Here is an 18185-nt window from a genome sequence, read left to right as displayed (position 1 = left end):
GCCCCCGAGAAGCCCGGATACGTGTAAGGGGTCACCTACTCCGCTGTGCGGAGGAAACGGGGTCCGGCAGGAGGAGCCCCGGCGGCACCACTTCACCGGTCAGCACGACGAGCGGGGCACCGCCCGGCCCCTACCGTCGTTGCGGAAGGCGACGGCAGGGGGCCGTCGCCGCGCACGAGGTCCCCAGGGCCTCTCAAGAAGGGGCAAGCCCGTCATGGTGAACGGAGAGACACGGGTGCGGGGCCTCGCCGCGCGGGCCGGCGGCTGGAGCGCCCGGCATCGATGGGCCGCCGTCGGGATCTGGGTGCTGTTCGTCGTCCTGGCGATGGGGCTCGGTTCGGTGGCCGGCCGGCTGGACGTCAAGGAGAGCGACCAGCTCAAGGGCGAGACGCACACCGCCGCGAAGATCATCGAGGACGCGGGGATCAAGGAACCGGCGAGCGAGACCGTCCTGATCCAGGCGAAGGACGGCTCCGGCAAGGCCACGGACGCCGGCTTCCGGGCGGCCGTCGGCGACGTGATCACGGCCGTCGAGAAGACCGGCCTGGTCACGGACGTGACCTCGCCGTACGACACGAAGACCATCTCCGGGGACGGCCGCAGCGCACTGGTGCAGTTCGCGCTGCGGGGCGAGGCGGACACCGCGGGCGAGCGGGTGGAGCCCGTGCTGAAGGCCGTGGCGAACGTCCAGAAGGACCACGGCACGCTGCGGATCGAGGAGATCGGCGGCGCCAGCATGCAGAAGCAGTACTCCGACGCGTTCGGGGACGACTTCCAGCAGGCCGAGTTCTCCGCCGTGCCGGTGGCCCTCGGCATCCTGCTGATCGCCTTCGGCGCACTGGTGGCCGCGCTGCTGCCGGTGGCGCTGGCGATCACCGCGATCATGGCGACGATGGGCCTGATGGGCATCGTCAGCCACGTCCAGCCGATGAGCGACACCGCCAACTCCGTGATGCTGCTGGTCGGCATGGCCGTCGGCGTCGACTACTGCCTGTTCTACCTGCGCCGCGAGCGCGAGGAGCGGATGGCCGGACGCGACGCGGGGACCGCGCTGCGCATCGCCGCCGCGACCAGCGGGCGCGCGATCATCGTCTCCGGCGTCACGGTGTGCGTGGCGATGGCGGGCATGCTGTTCACCGGGGTCGCCGAGTTCGAGGCGATGGGCCTGGCCTCGCTGATGGTGGTGGCCGTCGCCATGGTCGGCTCGGTGACCGTGCTGCCGGCGCTGCTGTCGATGCTGGGCGAGCGGGTCGAGAAGGGGCGCGTGCCGTTCCTGCGGCGCACCCGGCGCGGCAACGGGGAGAGCAGGTTCTGGACGGCCGTGCTGCGGCGGGTGCTGGCGCGGCCCGTGGTGTCGGCCGTGGTGGCCGTGGGCGCGCTGCTCGCCGTCGCGGCTCCGGCGCTGGGCATGAAGACCTCGCAGCTCACGCTGGACCAGGAGTTCGGCGACTCGCTGCCCATCGTGCAGACGTACAACCGGCTCAACGAGGCCTTCCCCGGCGGTTCCGAGCCGGCCCTGGTGGTCGTGAAGGCCGACGACATCAACGCCCCGGCCGTACAGCAGGCGCTGACCGCGTTCAAGGTGCGGGCCGTCGCCTCGGGCGCCTCGCGCGGCCCGGTCGACGTGCGGCTGCACGAGGACCGGAACGTCGCCCTCGTCTCCGTCCCGCTGGTCGGCGGCTCGGACCTCGACAAGGCGGGCCGGAGCCTGGAGAAGCTGCGTGACGAGGTGCGGCCCGCCACGCTGGGCACGGTCGACGGCGTCCAGGCGCCGATCACCGGCCAGGTCGCCGGCTCGCACGACTTCAACGCCCAGCTCGTCGGCTCCGTCGTGCCGGTCTTCGTCTTCGTCGTGGCCTTCGCCTTCCTGCTGATGCTGCTGTCGTTCCGCTCGCTGACCGTCGCGATCACCTCGATCGTGCTGAACCTGCTGTCCGTGGGCGCCGCCTACGGCATCCTCGTCGCGATCTTCCAGCACGGCTGGGGCGCGTCCCTGGTGGGCGCCCACGGTGTCGGCGCGATCGTCACCTGGTTGCCGCTGTTCCTGTTCGTGATCCTGTTCGGCCTGTCGATGGACTACCACGTCTTCGTGGTCTCCCGGATCCGCGAGGCGCGGCTGCGCGGCCGGAGCACCAAGGACGCCATCCAGCACGGCGTGGTCACCACGGCGGGTGTCGTCACCAGCGCCGCGGTGATCATGGTCGCCGTGTTCGCGATCTTCGGAACGCTGTCCATGCAGTCGATGAAGCAGATGGGCGTGGGCCTGGCGGCCGCGGTGCTCATCGACGCCACGGTCATCCGCGGTGTGCTGCTGCCCTCGGTGATGTCCCTGCTGGGCGAACGCAACTGGTACCTGCCCAGGTGGCTGCACCGCCTGCCGGACCTCACCCACGACGAAACCCCGGAGGCGGTCGCGGCCCCGCCCGCCCCGCCTGTCCCGCCCGCTCCGAGCAAGGGCGAGCCGCTGGGGGTGTGAGCCCTCGGCGGGCAGCGCGCCTCACCTCCGCCCGGTGGGCAGTTCGGCCTCGATGAGGTCGGCCGCCCGCCGGGTGCCGCCTTCCCGGGCCATGGCGGCCTGGACGTCCTTCAGCCGCCGCGCCACCTCGGGATCGTCGACGAGGGCGAGGGCGGCGGCCCGCAGGGTCTCGGCGGTCGCCTCCTCCGTGGCGAGGCGGCGGGCCACACCGAGGCCCTGGAGCATGTCCGCGTTGCCGAACTGGTCGACGGCCTGCGGTACGGCGATCATCGGCGTCGCGGTCGCCAGGCCCTCCTGGCTGCCCCCGGCCCCGGCGTGCGTGACGAACAGGTCGGCCTTGCGCAGAATCGCCAACTGCGGCACCCAGGACCGCACTTCGACGTTCGCGGGGATGTCGCCGAGTTCGTCCGGACGCACATGCTTGCCGACCTGGAGCACCGTGTGCCAGCCCGGCAGCCCACCGAAGGCCTCGACGCACTCCCGGTAGAAGGCCGGCTGCTTGGTGAAGGACGAGCCGAGCGAGACGAGGACCACCTTCTCGGCCCCGGCGGGCCGTTCCCAGTCGCCCTGCGCCGTGCGGTCGCCCTGGCAGGCGCCGACGAAGCTGTGGACCTTCTCGTCGACCCGGTCGGCGTGCGGTTGCAGCACGCGCGGAATCAGGACGATCGAGCGGGCGGGGCGGCCGACGAACGGGTCCGGGTGCTGGGTGATCCCGTTCTGCGCGAGCCACGCCTCGAAGCGGGCGTAGTAGGCCCGGCCCCGCTCCGTCTTCAGGGGCTCGGCCCACAGCGGTTCGGCGACCTCCTCCTCGTAGCCCTCCCAGGCCACGAGGTTCGGGGAGAGGTAGATCGCCGGCACGCCCCAGCGGTGGGCGAGGACACGGGCCGGGTAGGAGGTGATGTCGTGCAGCACGAGGTCCGGTTCGTCGTCCCGGTAGGCCTCGATCAGCTGGGGCAGGGCCTGGATCGCGTCGTCCAGGAACGGCTCCACGTTGTCGAGCAGCGTGTTCCCCCAGTCGGAGGGGTCGTCGTCGGGCGAGGGCAGGGTGGAGCGCCAGGGCTTCACCTCCGCGCCGGTCTCCGCGACCTTGTCCGCGAAGACGGGCGGGATGGCGTACGTCACCCGGTGTCCGCGTGCGACGAGCTCCCGGATCACTTCGAAGCTGGGGTTCACGTGGCCGTGGGCGGCGATGGAGAACATGGCGATGTGGGCGCGTGTGGGCATGCCCCGGACCCTAGGCGAGACGAGACGTCTCGTGCAACGTGGTTTCCGCGCCGCCGGGCGCACCACCCCCGCCGGGGACCGGACACCGGTCCCGACCTGTGCGGATGCGACACTGACCCGGCGAAAAGAGCGGGGCCCCGGCGCGGCTGCCCGGGCCCGGACGAGGACACGGAGGCGGACGATGGACGAGGCGCGGGCTCGGGAGGTACTGGACGAGACGGGGGTGCTGTCCGGTCCGGCGCGCGACGCGCGGCTGCTCGCCCTGGGCGAGAACGCGGTGTTCGCCGCCGGGGACCTCGTGGTCAAGGTGGGCCGGGACGCCGAGCTGTGGGACCGGGCGCGGCGCGAGCTGCGGACCGCGCTGTGGCTGGCCGAGGCCGGTGTCCCCGCGGTGCGGGCCGCCGCCGCGGAGGCGATCCTCGTCGAGGGGCATCCGGTGACCGTGTGGCGCCGGATGCCCGATCCGGTGCGGCCCGCCGAGCCGGCGGACCTGGCCGCACTCCTCCGCCTGGTCCACGCCCTGCCCGCCCCCGACTTCGAGCTGCCGCCACGCGAGCTGCTCGGCGGCGTGGAACGCTGGCTGCGGCTCGCGGGCGACGCGATCGACCCGGCCGACGCGGCGTACCTGCGGGAGCGCCGCGACGGGTTCGCCGCGGCCGCCGCCGCGCTCACCCCGCAACTGCCGCCGGGCCCGATCCACGGCGACGCGCTGCCGCGCAATGTGCACGTCGGCCCGGACGGGCCGGTCCTGGTCGACCTGGAGACCTTCTCCTTCGACCTGCGCGAGCACGACCTGGTGGTCCTGGCCCTGTCCCGGGACCGCTACGGCCTGCCCGCGGAGGCGTACGGCTCCTTCACGGCGACGTACGGCTGGGACGTACGGGAGTGGGAGGGCTGCGCGGTGCTGCGCGGCGCCCGCGAGACGGCCAGTTGCGCCTGGGTCGCCCAGCACGCCCCCAGCAACCCCAAGGCGCTGACCGAGTTCGAACGCCGGGTGGCGTCCCTGCGGGACGGGGACACCACCGTGCGCTGGTATCCGTTCTGAGTTTTGCGCTCTGCACCCTGCGTGCCGGTCCGCAGGCACGGCGAGCGTGGCCGGACCGGCGCGTCGGCCGCCCGGGCCGTGTCCCCGGCGGCCGGGGCTCAGACGGTCTCGCCCGCCGGTTGGCGCAGCGGCCACGCGCCGTCGACCACCGCGTCCGGGTCGCCCTTGCGGCGCAGGAAGTCCTGGAAGTCCGCAGCCCAGGCGGCGTGCCACTCGATCTGGCGGCGGTGCAGCTCCGCCGGGCCGAGGGCCGCGACCTTGGAGTGGCGGCCGGCTATCGCGGCGGCCAGCCGGGCCGCCGCGAGGGCGTCGGCCGAGGCGTCGTGGGCGGCGTCCAGGACGACGCCGTACTCCGCGCAGACCGCCTCCAGGGTGCGCTTGCCCCTGCGGTAGCGGTCGGCCCAGCGGTCGATGGTGTACGGGTCGACGACCGGGCCCGGTTGCGCCCCGCCCAGGCGGTCGCTCAGGGACGGCAGTCCGTACCGGTGCAGTTCGGCGGAGAGCAGGGTCAGGTCGAAGGCCGCGTTGTACGCCACGACCGGCACGCCCGCCTTCCAGTAGCCGGTCAGGACGTCGGCGATGGCGTCCGCGACCCGGTCGGCCGGTTCGCCCTCGGCGGCCGCGCGTTCGCTGCTGATCCCGTGCACCGCCACCGCGTCCGCCGGGATCTCCACGCCGGGGTCGGCCAGCCACTCCCGGCGTCCCCCCGGCTCCCCTTCCCTGACCTCGATCACGGCCCCGGTGACGATGCGCGCCTCGCGCGGATCCGTCCCGGTCGTCTCCAGGTCGAAGCCGATCAGCAGCTCCCGGTGCCAGCCCATGGCGGCCCCCCTTCTCGGTGGTGCGTTCCCCCAGTGGCCTCCACGATCGCATGGGCCACTGACAGTCCGAGGACCACGTTCCGCTTTCCGCGCGGGGACTGAGGGCGTTTCAGGACACCGGGCGCGAATCCACCCACATCAGCTCGAACTCCTCGCGATAGGCGGAGAAAAGCCCGCCTTCGTCGATCTCGCCGGGTTTGACCACCTTGTTCTCGTTCCGCAGGACGAAGACGGGAGCCTCCATGCCCCGGCTGCGCCGCAGATAGGACTGCACGACCGCGATGCCGTCCGAGCCGTCGCCGTCCACCAGGTAGGCGGTGACGCGGGGGGTCTCGTCGTAGACCTGGATCTCGAAGGCGCCCGGATCGCGCAGCCGGCCGCGTACCCGGCGCATGTGCAGGATGTTCATCTCCACCGCACGGCTCAACTCGCCCCGCTTGAGCCCGAGTTCACGCTCGCGCCGCTTCACCGCGCTGGAGGCCGGGTTCAGGAACAGCAGCCGCACCCGGCAGCCGGACTCGGCGAGCCGCACCAGCCGGCGGCCGGAGAAGTTCTGCACGAGCAGGTTGAGGCCGATGCCGATGGCGTCCAGACGGCGCGCGCCGCCGAAGATGTCCTCGGCCGGGAACTGGCGCAGCAGCCGCACCCGGTCCGGATGCACCGCGACCACGTCCCCGTACCGGTCGCCGACCAGGTCCTCGACCGCGTCGACCGGCAGCCGCCGGGCGGAGGGCACGTCGCCGCCGGTGCCGAGGATGTCGAGCAGCCGTGCGGAGGCCCGCTCGGCCTGGCCGAGCACCGTCTCGGACAGGGCCCGGTTGCGTGAGACGACGTTGCGGGCCACCTCCAGCTCGTCCAGGGCGAGTTCGACGTCCCGGCGCTCGTCTATGTACGGCGCGAAGCACGGCCAGTGCTGCACCACCAGCTCACGCAGCTGCGGCAGGGTGAGGAAGCTGATCACGTTGTCGTCGGCCGGGTCGAGCAAGTAGCCCTTGCGGCGGCTGACTTCGCGCACCGCGACGGCCCGCTGCACCCACTCCTGGCCGGCCGGTCCGGCGGCGGCCACCACCCAGTCGTCGCCGTGGACGGGCTCGTAGACGGGGCGCAGCACGGCGGCCACGACGGCGCGCAGCCGCTGTTCGACGAGGTTCAGCCAGATGTAGGCGCGGCCGGCCCGCTGGGCGCGTGTGCGCACCTCGCGCCAGGCCCCGGCGTCCCAGTCCAGCTCCGGCCCGATGGCTCCCGCGTCCATCGGCCGGGCCAGGGACACCGCGCCGGACGGGACGTCTGCGGGGCTCCCCTCGTGACCCTCGTCACCAGGGGGCAGCTCCAGGCCTCCCGAGCCCACCCGTGCACCGCCTTCCGCTCCCCCGGGCACTCCCCGTCCCCAACGATCAAGGAAGGGTACTCCGGGAGCGGCGCGCGACGCAGCCGGATGCACAGCTCCTTTCTCAACTTCCGCACGGTTCCTACCCGTTCCCGCGGGCTGGGGCCGGGCGAGTGAGCTGATTCATAGCCGGTGACCGGCAGCGGCCGCCGTCAGCGTCCCGGGCGACGCCCCGGCACCCGTGCCCCACCCCGCCGGGTGATCGCCGGCCCGCCCGTTGACCTGGGGCACGCCCGGCCCCGTGGCCGCCCTCCGCCCTGACCGTCCCGCTCGCCCTGCCCGCCCGGGCCCTCTCGTCCCGTGGGCACCGTCCGTCCACCCCACCGGTTCGGCACCCGGACGTGTGTCATAGGTGCTTCGGCGACTTTCCTGGAGACTCGGGGCGAAGGCGCCACCCGCGCCGCCGCACACCTGAAAGAGTCTGGTCCATGCAGGTCTGGCCTGGAGAGGCGTACCCACTCGGCGCCACGTACGACGGCGCCGGCACCAACTTCGCGGTCTTCACGGAGGCCGCGGACCGAGTAGAGCTGTGTCTGCTGCACGACGACGGCTCGGAGACGGCGGTGGAACTGGGGGAGAGCGACGCGTTCGTCCGGCACGCGTACGTGCCCGGTGTCATGCCGGGCCAGCGGTACGGGTTCCGGGTGCACGGCCCGTACGCCCCGGAGCGGGGCCTGCTCTGCAACTCGGCGAAGCTGCTGCTCGACCCGTACGCGCGTGCGATCAGCGGCTCGATCCGGTGGGGGGAGGAGATCTACGGCTACCACTTCGACGACCCCGGCCGGCGCAACGACCTGGACTCGGCACCGCACACCATGACGTCGGTCGTGGTCAACCCGTACTTCGACTGGGGCGACGACCGGCCGCCGCGCCGCGGCTACCACGAGACGGTGATCTACGAGGCCCATGTCAAGGGCCTCACCATGCGGCATCCGGGGCTGCCCGAGGAGTTGCGCGGCACCTACGCGGGGCTCGCCCACCCGGCGGTCATCGACCATCTGACCGAACTCGGGGTCACCGCGCTGGAACTGATGCCCGTACACCAGTTCGTGAACGACCACCGCCTGGTCGACCTGGGCCTCAACAACTACTGGGGTTACAACACGATCGGGTTCTTCGCCCCGCACAACGCCTACGCCTCCTGGGGCGACCGCGGCCAGCAGGTCCTCGAGTTCAAGTCGGCGGTCCGTGCACTGCACGAGGCCGGGATCGAGGTCATCCTCGACGTGGTCTACAACCACACCGCCGAGGGCAACCACCTGGGTCCGACCCTGTCCTTCAAGGGCATCGACAACCCGCGCTACTACCGGCTCACCGACGACCCGCGCTACTACATGGACACCACGGGCACCGGGAACTCCCTGCTCATGCGGTCCCCGCACGTGCTCCAGCTGATCATGGACTCGCTGCGCTACTGGGTCACCGAGATGCACGTCGACGGCTTCCGCTTCGACCTGGCGGCGACCCTGGCACGGCAGTTCCACGAGGTGGACCGGCTGTCGTCGTTCTTCGACCTCGTGCAGCAGGACCCGGTGGTCTCCCAGGTGAAGCTGATCGCCGAGCCCTGGGACGTCGGCGAGGGCGGCTACCAGGTGGGGAACTTCCCGCCGCTGTGGACCGAGTGGAACGGCAAGTACCGCGACACCGTGCGGGACCTGTGGCGCGGCGAACCGCGGGCGCTCGCCGAGTTCGCCTCCCGGCTGACCGGCTCCTCCGACCTCTACCAGGACGACGGCCGCCGCCCGCTGGCCTCGATCAACTTCGTCACCTGCCACGACGGCTTCACCCTGCGCGACCTGGTGTCGTACAACGCCAAGCACAACGAGGCCAACGGCGAGGACAACCGGGACGGCGAGAGCCACAACCGGTCCTGGAACTGCGGTACCGAGGGCGAGAGCGACGACCCCGGCGTCCTGCGGCTGCGGGCCCGGCAGACGCGGAACTTCGTCGCGACGCTGATGCTGTCCCAGGGCGTGCCGATGATCAGCCACGGTGACGAGTTCGCGCGCACCCAGCGGGGCAACAACAACGCCTACTGCCAGGACAACGAGCTCTCCTGGGTGCGCTGGCCGGAGCCGGGCGAGCCCGACGGCGAGCTGCTGGACTTCGTCCGCGCGATGGCGGGGCTGCGCAGGGACCACCCGGTCTTCCGGCGGCGCCGTTTCTTCCACGGACGGCCGGTGGAGGGCACGCACGACGAGCTGTCCGACATCGCCTGGTTCACCCCCGAGGGCCGGGAGATGACCCAGCAGGACTGGGACTCGGCGCGGGCCTCCGCGCTGACCGTGTTCCTCAACGGCAACGCGATCTCGGAGCCGGGCACACGCGGGGAACGGATCACCGACGACTCCTTCCTGCTGATGTTCAACGCCGCGCCGAAGCCGCTCGACTTCGCCGTGCCGGTCGATCACGGGCGCCGGTGGAAGGTGGTGGTGGACACCGCGCGCACGGACCCGGTCCCGCCGGGCACCGGCCCCGAGGTGCGGGCCGGGGACCGGCTCACCCTGAAGGACCGCAGCCTGACGGTGCTGCGACGGCCTGCGTAGCGCTCACCGACCGGGGCGAGGAGCCGACGCAGCCCTCCCCCACCCGGGCGAGGAGCCGGGGAACCGGTGCGGTGTTCACCCACCCGGGCGATGGCGGGCACCCGCCCGGGGTGGGGCCCCGGGCACATGGCGGCCGGGTGACACCAACGGCGGCCGGGCGGGTACGTAGCTCTCCATGACGTCCGATGCATCCGAGCGCCGCGAACCCGTCGTGCCCACGGCCACCTACCGGCTCCAGCTCCAGCCCACGTTCCCGTTCGCGGCCGCGGCGCGGGCCGTGCCGTACCTGACCTCGCTCGGCGTCTCGCATCTGCACCTGTCGCCCGTCCTCGAGGCCCTGCCCGGCTCCGCGCACGGCTACGACGTCGTGGACCCCACACGGGTGCGCGACGAACTCGGCGGCGAGGAGGGCCTGCGGGCGCTGGCGCGCACCGCGCGGGAGCACGGGCTCGGCCTGGTCGTGGACATCGTGCCGAACCACATGGCCATGGCCCCGCGGTACAACCACACCCTGTGGGAGGTGCTGCGGGAGGGCCCCGCCTCGCCGTACGCGCGCTGGTTCGACATCGACTGGGAGGCCCAGGACGGCAAGGTGCTGCTGCCCGTGCTCGCGCACCCGGTCGGCCGGGAGACCGGTGAACTGACGGTCGACGGCGACGTCCTGCGCTACCACGACCACGCCTTCCCGCTGCGCGAGGGCACCGGGAGGCTGCCGCTGCCCGAACTGCTGGACGCGCAGTGGTACCGGCCGGTGTGGTGGCGGCTGGCCCGTACGGAGCTGAACTACCGGCGCTTCTTCAGCATCTCGGAGCTGATCGGGGTGCGGGTGGAGGACCCGGAGGTGTTCCGGGCGACCCACGCCAAGATCCTCCAGCTCCTTGCGGAGGGGGTGGTCGACGGGCTGCGCGTCGACCACCCGGACGGGCTCGCCGACCCCGACGCCTACCTCCGGCGGCTGCACGAGGCGACCGGCGGGCGCTGGACGGTCGTCGAGAAGATCCTCTCCGACCGCGAGCACCTGCCGGCCTCCTGGCCGGTCGCGGGCACCACCGGCTACGACGCCCTGCGGCACGTCGACGGCCTGTTCACCGACCCGGCCGGAGCGGACGAGCTGGTCGAGCGGTACCGGCGGTTCGCCGCTCCGCGCGACGACGGCGGCGGGGACTGGGAGGCGACGGTGCGGCGGGCGGCGCACACGGTGATCACGCACGAGCTGGCCGCCGAGACGGAGCGGCTGACCCGGGTGGCGAGCCGGGTGTGCGCCGGCTCGCCGGACCCGGCGCTGAGCGACCGCGCTCCCTGGGCACTGCGCACCGCGCTGCGTGAGCTGCTGGTCCGGCTCCGGGTCTACCGGCCCTACGCCTCCGTGGACCCGGCGTCCGTGGTCACCGAGGAGGCCGCCGGGGAGGCCCGGCTCGCCTTCACGGTGCCGGAGGAGGGCGAGGCCGTCGACGTGGTGCGCGATCTGGTGGTCGGGCGGGCCGGGTCGGGACCCGACGCCGTGGAGTTGCGCACCCGGTTCGCGCAGGCCGCCTCCGCGCTGCGCGCCAAGTCCGTGGAGGACACCGCCTACTACCGGTACGTGCCGCTGCTGTCGGCCAACGAGGTGGGCGGCGACCCCGGCCACCCGGCGGTCTCCCCGGAGGACTTCCACGCGTACTGCGCCCGGGTGCAGCGCGACTGGCCGGCCACCGGAACCGTGGTCTCCACGCACGACACCAAGCGCAGCGCCGACGTACGCGCGGCGCTGGCCGTGCTCACCGAGTGCCCGCGGATCTGGGCGGACCTGCTCGACGTGGTATCCGGCGGCGGCGAGGGCGTGCCGGACCGGCAACTGGCGTGGGCGGCCTGGCAGACGGTGTTCGGCCTCGGCCCGGCGGACGCGGAACGGGTGCGGCAGGCGCTGCTGAAGCATGTGCGCGAGGCGGGTCTGCACACGAGCTGGACCGAGCAGGAGCCCGCCTACGAGGAGGCGGTGGAGCGTTTCGTCGCCGAGGGGCCGTGCGGGGCGCCGGCCGGACCGGTGACCGCCCTGCGCACCGCGCTCGAACCGCACATCCGGGCGAACGTCCTGGGCACCGCCCTGGTGCATCTGACGATGCCGGGCGTGCCCGACGTGTACCAGGGCACGGAGGCCGAGTACCGGGCCCTGGTCGACCCGGACAACCGGCGCCCGGTGCGGTTCCCGCCCGCCGACGCCGGCGACAAGGGCGCGGTGACGGTGGCGGCGCTGCGGCTGCGGGCTCGCCGGCCGGAGGTCTTCGGCCCGTCGGCGGCGTACGCCCCGCTGCGCGCCGAGGGGCAGGCGGCGGCCCACTGCGCGGCGTTCGAGCGTTCCGGGGAGGTGGTCACGGCCGTGACCCGGCTGTCGCTGCGGCTGGCGGAGGCGGGCGGCTGGCGGGACACCCGGCTGCCCCTGCCGCCGGGCCGGTGGGCCGACACACTGGCCCCGGGGCGGGAGTTCCAGGGGCAGGTGCGCGTGGCGGAGCTCTTCGCGCACCTGCCGGTGGCACTGCTGGAGCGTGCTTGACAGGATCCGGCGTCCGTGGGGTACTGCGGAATGCGAAGCCGGGAGGACAGGTCGGGGGTGAGTCTCCTGCCGGAGCTGCGCTATCCCAGCGTTCCCGAACTGGTCGCGTCCGCTCGTGCGTTGGCCGCGTACCGGCCGGACCGGTGCGAGCTGAGGCAGGTCGGCCGCTCCCGCGCGGGGCGACCGCTGCACCTGCTGTCCGTCGGGCACGCCCGGCGGGCGGTACTGGTGGTCGCCGGCGCCCACGCCAACGAGCCCACCGGCGGCTCCACCCTTCTCTCCGTCGCGCACCGGGTGCTGCGCGAGGAGCGGTTGCGGGCGGACACCTCCTGGCACTTCCTGCTGTGCGCGGACCCGGACGGGGCGAGTCTGCACGTCACTCCGGCCCCGCGCAGCCTGCTCGACTACCATCTCGGCTTCTTCCGGCCCGCGGGACCCGAGCAGCCGGAGTGGTCGCCCTCCGTGCTGCCGCCCGACCGGCTGCCGCCGGAGACGCGCGCGCTGACCGGGGTGATCGACGAGCTGCGGCCCTACCTCCAGGTGACGCTGCACGGCACCGAACTGGGCGGCAGCTGGGTGCAGCTGACCCGGGACGTGCCCGGGCTCGCCGAGCCGTTCGCCAAGTCGGCGGCACGGCTGCACATACCGGTGGAGACGGGCGCCTCGGACGCGGCGGGCTGGCCGGTCTCCGGGCCGGGGGTACGGGTGATGCCGGGGCTCGGCACGGGCCCGGCGTATCCGAGCATGCCGGACGACGCCCGGCGCAGCACCTGGTACCACCCGCACCGGTACGGCGGCATGACCGCGGTCGTGGAGGTGCCGATGTGGGCGAGCGACCTGGTGGACGACCCCGCGCCGCATCCCGCCCCGGCGGCGGCGATACGGCGCCTGGCGCACCGGCTGCTGCGGGACGCGCGGGAGGTGGAGTTGGTGCTCACCGACGCGCTGCCGCGCCTGCGGGGGGCCGACGGGCCGCTGCTGCGGGCGGCGAAGTGGGGGCTGAGCCTGGTGCCGGGACTGGCCGCGGACTGGATGCACACCCCACCCGCGGACACCACGATGGCGTACGTCGGCAGTGTGGACGCGTTCGGCCGCCGGCTGCCGCTGCGGGCCGCGGCGATGCTCCTGCGGACCCTGCGGGAGACCGACGACCGCGCCGCCCCGGGTCTGGAACACCTCGTGACCACCTGGAGCGAGGCGTTCGCGCACCGCTTCCACGCCCGCTGGGTCCCCCTGGAGCACCAGGTCGAGCACCAGAGCAGCACCGTGGTCACCGCGGCCTGCCAGGCCCGCCCGGGGCCCACTTGAACGTGAGCACACGCGCGCGTGGCACCGGGCGGGTCGGCTCGCGGCCGGTTCAGTTCGCGGCGAGCCGGAACGCGATCTGCCCGAACCCGACCTGGTCGCCCTCGCGCACGACGGCCGCGCCGACCACCCGCCGCCCGTTGACGGTCGTGCCGTTGGTCGAGCCGAGGTCCCGCAGCACCCATATGCCGCCCTGGTGGCGCAGTTCGGCGTGCGCCCGGGAGACCGTCTCGTGGGTCAGCCGCAGCCCGCTGGCCGGGTCACGCCCTATCAGCAACGGGTGACCGCTGCCGGGGAACGGCAGCAGCAGCTTGGGCAGCCGCTCGGCCTGCCAGGCCCGGCGCAGCCGCACCGTGAAACCCGACACCGCCTCGACCGTGCCGAACACCAGCCGGGACACGCGCCCCTCGGTGTGCAGATCGGAGGTGAGCGCGGCGAGTTCGTCCGCCTGCCGGGCGGCCAGCGCCAGCTCCATCCGCCGTACGAACGTGTCGTGGGACAGCCGGCCCATTGCGACGCCGTCACGGAGCACCTTCAGCGCCTTGTCGCGCTCCGCGTCGGACAGCCGCGCGGGATACGTGTGGGGCTCGGAGGGCGACGTCACATCGCTGATTGTCGGTCAGCCGACCCCCCGTGTCCAGCTACCACGGACACCGGCACCGGCCGCGCCGATCCGGCGACACCCGCCGCAATGCGGGGATTCGGATACGGATTGATCTCCCGTGGCGCACCATGGACGGGCTACGTCACGGTGAGCGAACGAAGGGGAACCGTCCGTGCAGTTCGAGGTGTGGGCACCACAGGCCGACCGTGTGACGCTCCAGTGCGACGGAGTCGGGCACGCGCTGGAGCGTGACCCGGAGCGGGAGGGGTGGTGGACCGGTGCGGCCGAGGCGCGCGACGGCTCGCGGTACGGATTCGCGCTGGACGACGGCCCGGTGCTGCCCGACCCGCGCTCGCCGCGGCAGCCGGACGGTCCGGACGGGCTGAGCGCGGTCGTCGAGCACGCGCGGTACACGTGGCGCTCCGCCGCCTGGGAGGGGCGCCCGCTGCCCGGCGCGGTCCTGTACGAGCTGCACATCGGCACGTACACGCGTGAGGGCACCTTCGACGCGGCCGCCGAAAGGTTGCCGCACCTCGTCGAACTGGGCGTCACCCACGTCGAGTTGATGCCCGTGTGCCCGTTCCCCGGCCGGCACGGCTGGGGCTACGACGGTGTGTCGCCGTGGGCGGTGCACGAGCCGTACGGCGGCCCCGAGGGGCTGAAGCGCTTCGTCGACCGGGCCCACGGACTCGGCCTGGGCGTGGTCCTGGACGTGGTGCACAACCACCTGGGCCCGTCGGGCAACCATCTGCCGCGGTTCGGGCCGTACTTCACGGACACCCACCACACCCCCTGGGGTGCCGCCGTCAACCTGGACGCGCCCGGCTCGGACGAGGTGCGCCGGTTCCTGGTCGGCAGCGCGCTGGCGTGGCTGCGCGACTACCGGATCGACGGTCTGCGCCTGGACGCCGTGCACGCACTCGCGGACACGCGCGCCTGCCAATTCCTGGAGGAGCTGTCGACGGCCGTGCACGCGCTCTCCGCCGACCTGGGCCACCGGCCGTTCCTGATCGCGGAGTCGGACCTGAACGACCCGCGGATCATCACCCCGCGCACGGAGGGCGGCCTCGGCCTGGACGCCCAGTGGAACGACGACTTCCACCACGCGCTGCACTCGGCGCTGACCGGCGAGTCCCAGGGCTACTACGCGGACTTCGGGCGGGCCCCGCTCGCGGCGGTCGCCAAGACCCTCACCGGCGGCTACTTCCACGACGGAACCTACTCCGGCTTCCGGGGCCGCCACCACGGCCGCCCGCTGGACCGCACCCGGGTGGCCGGGCACCGGCTGCTCGGCTACGGCCAGACCCACGACCAGGTCGGCAACCGTGCCCGCGGCGACCGCCTGTCCCTGCTGCTCGCCGGCTCCCCCGGGCTGCTGGCCTGCGCGGCCACGCTGACGCTGACCGCGCCGTTCACGCCGATGCTGTTCATGGGCGAGGAGTGGGCGGCCGGCACGCCGTGGCAGTACTTCACCGACCACACCGACCCGGAACTCGCGGAGGCGGTGCGCCGGGGCCGGCGGCGGGAGTTCGCCGCGCACGGCTGGGCGGAGGAGGACGTGCCCGATCCGCAGGACCCGGCGACCCGCGACCGCTCGTGCCTGGACTGGTCGGAGCCGGGGCGCGAGCCACACGCGCGCATGCTGGCCTGGTACCGCCGGCTGACCGCCCTGCGGCACGAGCAGCCCGACCTCACCGACCCCGACCTCGCCGACACCAAGGTGGCCTACGACGAGGAGGCCCGCTGGCTCGCCTTCCGGCGCGGGGACGTGCTGGTGGCGCTCAACCTGGCCAAGGCGCCGGCGCAGATCCCCCTCGGCAGCCGCCCCACCGAGGTGCTGGCCGCCTGGGAGCCGGTCGTGGCACCCGGGGCGGACGGGATGCTGCACGTGCCCGCGGAGTCGTGCGCGGTGCTGTTGCAGCACTGAGCACGGCGCCACGGCGCCCGGACGGCTTCCTATGCCCCTATTCCCCGGTGGCCCGCCTGGCTCCGGTGTCCCCGGTGTCCCCGGTGTCCCCGGCGTCGTCCCGGAACTCCGTCACCCGCTCCAGCAGGATCGCCTCCCAGGCATGGCGCAGCTGGGACCTGAGAAGCGGCAGCGGACTTTCGTCGCGGCCGTCGAGGCGTGCGGCGAGGCAGATCACGGTGTCGCAGCGGGCCAGCCACAGGCCGCGCAGGCAGGGCCGGGCGCCGTAACCGGCGAGGGTGGCGGCGCGCACCGCGGCGGGGGAACCGACCGCGACGGCGACGCCGGCGATGTCCTCGGCCGGGTCACCGACCACGGCGTCGGTCCAGTCGAGGACCCCGCGCACCCGGCCGTCGGCGCTCACCACCAGGTGCTCGCCCTTGAGGTCGTGGTGGACGAGCACGGCGGTGCCGGGCTGGGCGGCGAGCTGGGCCGCGGCGGGCGCGGTGAGCTGGGCCATCCGCCCGGGGTCGAACTCGTCGGCGGCGCCGAGGCGTTCGGCGGCGTGCACGGCCATGCGGCGCAGTGCCTCCAGGGAGCGCGGCGCGGTGCGCGGGACGCCGAGGGTCTGGGCCTGCCGGGCGGGGACCTCGCGCAGCCCGGTGAAGAGCCCGGCCAGGTCGTCCTCGCCGACGGCGGAGACGTCGTGCCCGCCGGTGGTGCCGCCGGTGATCCGGGTGTCCAGCGTGTACGTCAGCCCGGGCGCCCACTCGCCGTGCGCGACGCTGGCCGGGACGGCGACCGGAAGGTGCGGGCGGACCAGTTCGCGCAGCCGCAGTTCGCGGCGCTGGCGGGCGGCGGCGTCACGGTCGGGGGCCAGGCGCAGCACATGGCGGCTGCCGACCCACCAGGTGGAGTGCTCGCCGCCCTCGGCGACGGGCCGCACTTCGGGTCCGTGGGCGGTGTCCGGGCCCTCCTTGAGCAGGGTGCGGACCAGTCTGCGGACGGTGTCCGCGGTGGGTGTCGGTGCCTGGGTCATCGTCGCGCCGTGTCGTTGCGGTTGCGGGGTGGGGACTGCCGGTGGGTCAGTCCACTATGACCATCTCGCGGGTCGTGTCGTTGAGGCGGCGGCCCCCGTCGTCGGTCACGGTGACGATGTCCTCGATGCGCACCCCGAAGCGGCCGGGCAGGTAGATGCCGGGCTCCACGGAGAAGCACATGCCGGGTACGAGGGTCTGCTCCTCGCCCTCGATCATGTACGGCGGCTCGTGCGTGGTGACGCCGATGCCGTGGCCGGTGCGGTGGATGAAGAACTCGCCGTACCCGGCCCGGGTGATGACCGCGCGGGCGGCGCGGTCGACCTCCTGGCAGGGGACGCCGGGGCGCACCGCCCGGAAGCCGGCCTCCTGGGCCTCGCGGACGATGTCGTGCACCCGCCGCTCCTCGTCGGTCGGCTCGCCGACGTGCACGGTGCGGGTGGTGTCGGAGCCGTAGCCGTCCTTCAGGCCGCCGAAGTCGAGGACGACCATGTCACCGCGTTCGATGACGCGGTCGCCCACCTCGTGGTGCGGGTTGGCGCCGTTCGGGCCTGAGCCGACGATGGTGAAGTCGACCTGGGAGTGGCCGAAGCGCCGCAGCAGAGCGGCGAGGTCGGCGGCGACCTCGGATTCGCGGCGGCCGGAGAACCGCACCGTGCGGATCTCCTCGAACGCGGCGTCGGCGGCCGCCCCCGCCGCCGCGAGCAGTTCCACCTCGGCCGCGTCCTTCACCGCGCGCAGCATCGGCAGGGCCTCGGTGAGGGATGCGTAGGAGGTTCCCGGCAGCGCCTGTTGCAGGGCGAGCAGGTGCATGGCCCAGGTGTTGTCGCTGACGCCGAACCGGCCGCGGTCGTCGAGGAGGGCCGCGGTGACGGCGTAGGGGTCGGTGCCGTCGGTCCAGTCGCGCAGGGACAGGGCGGACGCGCCGGCCGCCTTGGCGGCGTCGGGGGCCTCCAGGGTGGGCACCACGAGAACCGGCTCGACGGGTTCGCGTCCGGCGGCGAGGACGAGCAGCGTGAGCCGTTCGGTGACGGCGGGGGGCGCGTAGCCGGTCAGCCACACCAGGTCCGGCCCCGGCGCCACCAGCAGTCCGGCGAGTCCGGCGTCGGCCGCCGCGCGGGCGGCGCGTTCCAGCCGGGCCCTGTAGTCGTCGGCGGTGAAGGGCGCGAGCGCGCTACCGGTCATCCGGTCCTCCGTATGCGGCTGAAACGGTGAGGAAGGCTACGGGCAGCATCCTGCCCGGCCACGCCACGCAACGCGAGCCGGTTCCGGATCCTGCCCCCACTCACCCGACCGGCCCCACC

Annotated in this window: 11 protein-coding genes and 1 pseudogene; 6 read left to right on the top strand and 6 right to left on the bottom strand. The window is 73.6% G+C overall.

Going from position 1 to position 18185, the window contains the following annotated elements; translation table 11 throughout:
• Nucleotides 1-214 precede the first annotated feature (214 nt).
• Complete coding sequence (locus ACIHCX_RS06370) at nt 215-2476, top strand: MMPL family transporter (RefSeq protein WP_400027153.1); 2262 nt, start codon at nt 215-217, stop codon at nt 2474-2476.
• 21 nt (nt 2477-2497) lie between these two features.
• On the opposite strand, the pseudogene mgt reads toward ACIHCX_RS06370, so the two are convergent.
• Nucleotides 2498-3737, bottom strand: a pseudogene (gene mgt, locus ACIHCX_RS06365) (macrolide-inactivating glycosyltransferase).
• A gap of 144 nt (nt 3738-3881) precedes the next feature.
• Here mgt and ACIHCX_RS06360 point away from each other — a divergent pair.
• Nucleotides 3882-4745, top strand: coding sequence for a phosphotransferase (locus tag ACIHCX_RS06360; RefSeq protein WP_400027151.1), 864 nt, complete (start codon nt 3882-3884; stop codon nt 4743-4745).
• Between the two features lie 98 nt (nt 4746-4843).
• Here ACIHCX_RS06360 and ACIHCX_RS06355 read toward each other — a convergent pair whose 3' ends face one another.
• Both ACIHCX_RS06355 and ACIHCX_RS06350 read right to left on the bottom strand, forming a co-directional pair.
• A complete protein-coding gene (locus ACIHCX_RS06355) occupies nt 4844-5566 on the bottom strand; it encodes a 3'-5' exonuclease (RefSeq protein ID WP_400027149.1) in 723 nt (240 codons plus the stop codon).
• A gap of 109 nt (nt 5567-5675) precedes the next feature.
• The gene (locus ACIHCX_RS06350; protein ID WP_400027147.1) at nt 5676-6944 is read right to left on the bottom strand and encodes an SAV2148 family HEPN domain-containing protein; all 1269 of its coding nucleotides are present in this window, start codon (nt 6942-6944) and stop codon (nt 5676-5678) included.
• 437 nt (nt 6945-7381) lie between these two features.
• Here ACIHCX_RS06350 and glgX point away from each other — a divergent pair, with 437 nt between their 5' ends.
• The 3 genes from glgX (at nt 7382) to ACIHCX_RS06335 (ending at nt 13337) form a co-directional block, all read left to right on the top strand.
• Nucleotides 7382-9499, top strand: a complete 2118-nt coding sequence (gene glgX / locus ACIHCX_RS06345; protein ID WP_400027145.1) for a glycogen debranching protein GlgX — start codon at nt 7382-7384, stop codon at nt 9497-9499.
• Nucleotides 9500-9674: 175 nt separating this feature from the next.
• Nucleotides 9675-12029, top strand: coding sequence for a malto-oligosyltrehalose synthase (treY, locus tag ACIHCX_RS06340; RefSeq protein WP_400027143.1), 2355 nt, complete (start codon nt 9675-9677; stop codon nt 12027-12029).
• Nucleotides 12030-12086: 57 nt separating this feature from the next.
• Nucleotides 12087-13337 (top strand): M14 family zinc carboxypeptidase, encoded by a 1251-nt coding sequence (locus tag ACIHCX_RS06335; protein WP_400027140.1) that lies wholly within the window; start codon nt 12087-12089, stop codon nt 13335-13337.
• A 49-nt stretch (nt 13338-13386) separates the two neighbouring features.
• Here ACIHCX_RS06335 and ACIHCX_RS06330 read toward each other — a convergent pair whose 3' ends face one another.
• On the bottom strand, nt 13387-13938 hold the full coding sequence (locus ACIHCX_RS06330; RefSeq protein ID WP_400027138.1) for an FHA domain-containing protein: 552 nt from the start codon (nt 13936-13938) through the stop codon (nt 13387-13389).
• 172 nt (nt 13939-14110) lie between these two features.
• Here ACIHCX_RS06330 and treZ point away from each other — a divergent pair, with 172 nt between their 5' ends.
• Nucleotides 14111-15865, top strand: coding sequence for a malto-oligosyltrehalose trehalohydrolase (treZ, locus tag ACIHCX_RS06325; RefSeq protein WP_400027136.1), 1755 nt, complete (start codon nt 14111-14113; stop codon nt 15863-15865).
• Between the two features lie 37 nt (nt 15866-15902).
• Here the strand turns inward: treZ and ACIHCX_RS06320 are convergent, their stop codons facing one another.
• Both ACIHCX_RS06320 and ACIHCX_RS06315 read right to left on the bottom strand, forming a co-directional pair.
• The gene (locus ACIHCX_RS06320; RefSeq protein WP_400027134.1) at nt 15903-16883 is read right to left on the bottom strand and encodes an aminoglycoside phosphotransferase family protein; all 981 of its coding nucleotides are present in this window, start codon (nt 16881-16883) and stop codon (nt 15903-15905) included.
• A 46-nt stretch (nt 16884-16929) separates the two neighbouring features.
• On the bottom strand, nt 16930-18066 hold the full coding sequence (locus ACIHCX_RS06315; RefSeq protein ID WP_400027132.1) for a M24 family metallopeptidase: 1137 nt from the start codon (nt 18064-18066) through the stop codon (nt 16930-16932).
• Nucleotides 18067-18185 lie beyond the last annotated feature (119 nt).

The sequence above is a fragment of the Streptomyces sp. NPDC052043 genome, from assembly GCF_044548235.1.
GTDB lineage: Bacteria > Actinomycetota > Actinomycetes > Streptomycetales > Streptomycetaceae > Streptomyces.
The sequence above is the reverse complement of the archived record's forward strand: the minus strand, read 5'-3'. Positions and strand labels throughout refer to the sequence as shown.